Consider the following 3,040-nt stretch of genomic DNA (forward strand, 5'->3'; position numbering starts at 1 on the left):
GGAGATATCGGTGCCGTTCCATATCCCTGCGCCCTGTGCAACGCCACCCGGCCCGGTTGCCTTGCCGCTATTGCCGCTGACCTGGACCCCATCCAGCTCAAGGAGGCTGTCGTTGAAGATGCCCGCGCCCTGGCTAGTGGCTGACCCGGTCGAGGTCGTCGCCAGGGCGGTGTTGCCGCTGATGACGCCGCCGCGGACGGTGACCAGCCGGGCGTCGTTATTGAAGTTGAGCATCACCAGTCCGGCGCCGGCGTTCCCGGCGACGCCGCCCGGGCTCACAATCGTGGTGCTGTTACCGGTGATGCGTGTGTTGGTGATGGTCCCGCCGCCGTCGAGTTCCAGCGCGCTGCCCGCGGCTCCGGCGTCGGCCGTGGTCGCCACCGTGGAGAACAGGGTGTTGCCGGAGACGGTGCTGTTGCTCATGGTGAGCGGGCTGTCGCCGACGTTCATGGCGGTGTCGATTCCGCCCGCCTCGCCGCGCAGATCCTTACTTGTCACCGAATTATTTGTTATAGCGGTGTTGTCGACCGTGGTCGGGACGTTGTTCCCGACGTGGATGCCGCCGGAGTTCGCGTTCAGCTCGATGAGCTGCCCGCCGGCGAACTTGGGAAGGTTGGTGGTCAGGCCCGCACTGTTGCCGATCACGCTGCTGTTGTTGACCGTGAGCGCATTACTGCCACCGAAGTCGGGGCTGGCGTAGACCGCACCGCCCTCGGCGAAGCGGCCATTCGGGGCAGCCGCGATGGCCCGGTTGCCCGACAGGGTGGTGCCGGTCATGGTCAGGCCGCCCTGTTCGCTGAAGATTCCCCCGCCGTCGCAGTCGCTGCAGACCGCGGGCAGCCCCGCCGCCGGGCCGGCGATGTTGTTACTGACAGTCGTGTGCACCAGGGTCAGGTTTCCCCAGCTCTCGATGCCGCCGCCCACGGCTGCGGCAAACGGGCACTGGCCGTGCGGGAAACCGCCCGGGCATTTGATGCCGGAGGGGATGGCGGCTGACGGATCGGCGCGGTTGCCGGTGATTACGCTGTCCGAGATCGTGACCGTCGCGCCGTTAACGGGTGGCGCGTCCGCCGGTATGTCCTGCGGCGGGATTTCGACGCCGCCACCCGCCGCCCATAGGCCCTTCACGCCAAAAACTGGCTCGGATATCGGGCTGGATCGGGCGAGGCCGCCGGTGACCGTCACTCCGCTGACCGAGACCGTCGGCTCATGCGAGGCGCGGAAGGACCCAATCGTCAGCACGTGATCGCCGCCGCGGATGATCGTGGACCCGGCGCCGGCCCCCGCCAGCTGCACGCTCACGTCGATCGTGATCCCGCCCTGGTAGGTGCCGGGGCCGACCTTGATCGTTTCGCCGTTGCTGGCGGCGGCAACCGCGGGCCCGATCTGGCTGTACTGGCAGCCGCTGGGGCACACGGTCAGCGTCGCCGCCGACGCTGCTCCGGCCCCCGCCCACAGCAGCGTCATCACCATGGGAACTAGCAGCACCATCATCCTGGCGCTACGCCACACCCGGCTTTGCCTCATTGCCAGCCCCTCCGCAGCAACACGCTGATCGCGAAACGAGACGGCGCATGGTGGACCACCAGGCTGTCGGCCCCGTCAGCCGTAGCTTTACGCCGGGGGCCTTACAAAAAACTGACATGACGCCCACCTGGCCGCCTGGCATGGCGGCCGACGCCTCGCGAAAGTGCCGCATCTGGGCATGTCAGCACTTTGTAAGCCCGTGGCCGGATACTTCAGGCGGCCACATGCGGTGCCTAGGTACCGGGTCAGGTGCAAAGAGTTGCCGTGCACCAGCCGCGAGTCCGCGATGAGACGCCACAGGGGGGAGATGCGCGATGAGGCGACCGCTGATTATGCTCGCCGTGCTGGTCCTGGTGACCGCCGCGTGCACCAGCCACAAGTCGGCGCCGAGTTCAACGCCGGGCCAAGGCGGCCATGCCGTGTGTATCGGCTCCGGCGACAGCACCTGTTTCGGCACGCTCGCCGCAGCGGTCGCCGCCGCCCACGACGGCGACACGGTCACGGTACGGGCGGGAACCGTCACCGGCGGTGTGACCATCGACAAGAGCATCACCCTGGCCGGCGCCGGAAGGCACGCGAGCGTCATCCGCGGCGGCGGACCCGTCCTCACCATCGGCAGCTTGTCGGCAGCCAGAACGCTGACGGTATCGATCCGCGGCCTCACCGTCACCGGCGGCTACTCCCGCACCGATCGCACCGGTGAGTGCGGCCCGGACATCCCGACCTGCGGCCCCGGCTACCAGAAGGCCACCGCGCTCGGTGGCGGCATAGAGGTACTGCCGCGCCGGTACGGTTTGCCCGGGGCGAAGGTCGCGATCAGCAACACCGCGGTCACCGGCAACCGCGCGGCGCCAACGACGACGGTGCCCAGCGTGGGGGCGGTCTGCCCGCATGGACCCTGCCCGGCGTCGCAAGCGGCCGGCGGCGGCATCGACAACTGGGGGGCGCTGACCCTCACCGACTCGGTCGTCAGCGACAACCAGGCCGTCGGCGAACTGACGGGGCAGGCCGACGGTGGCGGCATCGTCGACGAGGCGAGCGCCAAGCTCACCCTCATCGGTTCCTCGGTCACCGGCAACACGGCGAGCGCGGCACCGAACGGCCGCTTCGCCGACGGCGGCGGGATCTTCGTGGATCACGACGGCACGCTGACGGTGCAGCACAGCGTCATCGACGGCAACACCGCCAGCCTTACCAGCCGGTATCCGGCGTCGGTGGGTGACTCGCACGCCGGCACCGGCGGGGTCTTTGTGCAGTCGGGCGGAACGGCGACGATCGGCCACACGAGCATCAGCCACAACCGGGTATCGGTCACCGACCCGAACGGCGCGCCGACCGGGTTCGACCCCGGCATCTGTGTGTGCGACTCGGCCACCGCGCTGACCCTCACCGACAGCATGGTCAACGGCAACCACCTCGTCGTGAACGTCAAGACCAGCGTCGAGGGAGGGAGTGGCGGTGGCCTGGAGGCCGACGGCAACGCGGTCATCACCCGCACCGAGGTAAAGGGCAA

2 protein-coding genes are annotated in these 3,040 nt (G+C 68.8%); one reads left to right on the forward strand and one right to left on the reverse strand.

What is annotated here, in order from left to right; all coding sequences use genetic code 11:
- On the reverse strand, positions 1-1,527 hold a 1,527-nt coding region (locus VML93_RS20950), incomplete at its 3' end, for a hypothetical protein (RefSeq protein WP_325613637.1).
- A 314-nt stretch (positions 1,528-1,841) separates the two neighbouring features.
- Here VML93_RS20950 and VML93_RS20955 point away from each other — a divergent pair.
- Positions 1,842-3,040, forward strand: a 1,199-nt coding sequence (locus VML93_RS20955) for a hypothetical protein (RefSeq protein WP_325613638.1), incomplete at its 3' end; no start/stop codon positions are given.

Source organism: Mycobacterium sp., assembly GCF_035499775.1.
Taxonomy (GTDB): domain Bacteria; phylum Actinomycetota; class Actinomycetes; order Mycobacteriales; family Mycobacteriaceae; genus Mycobacterium.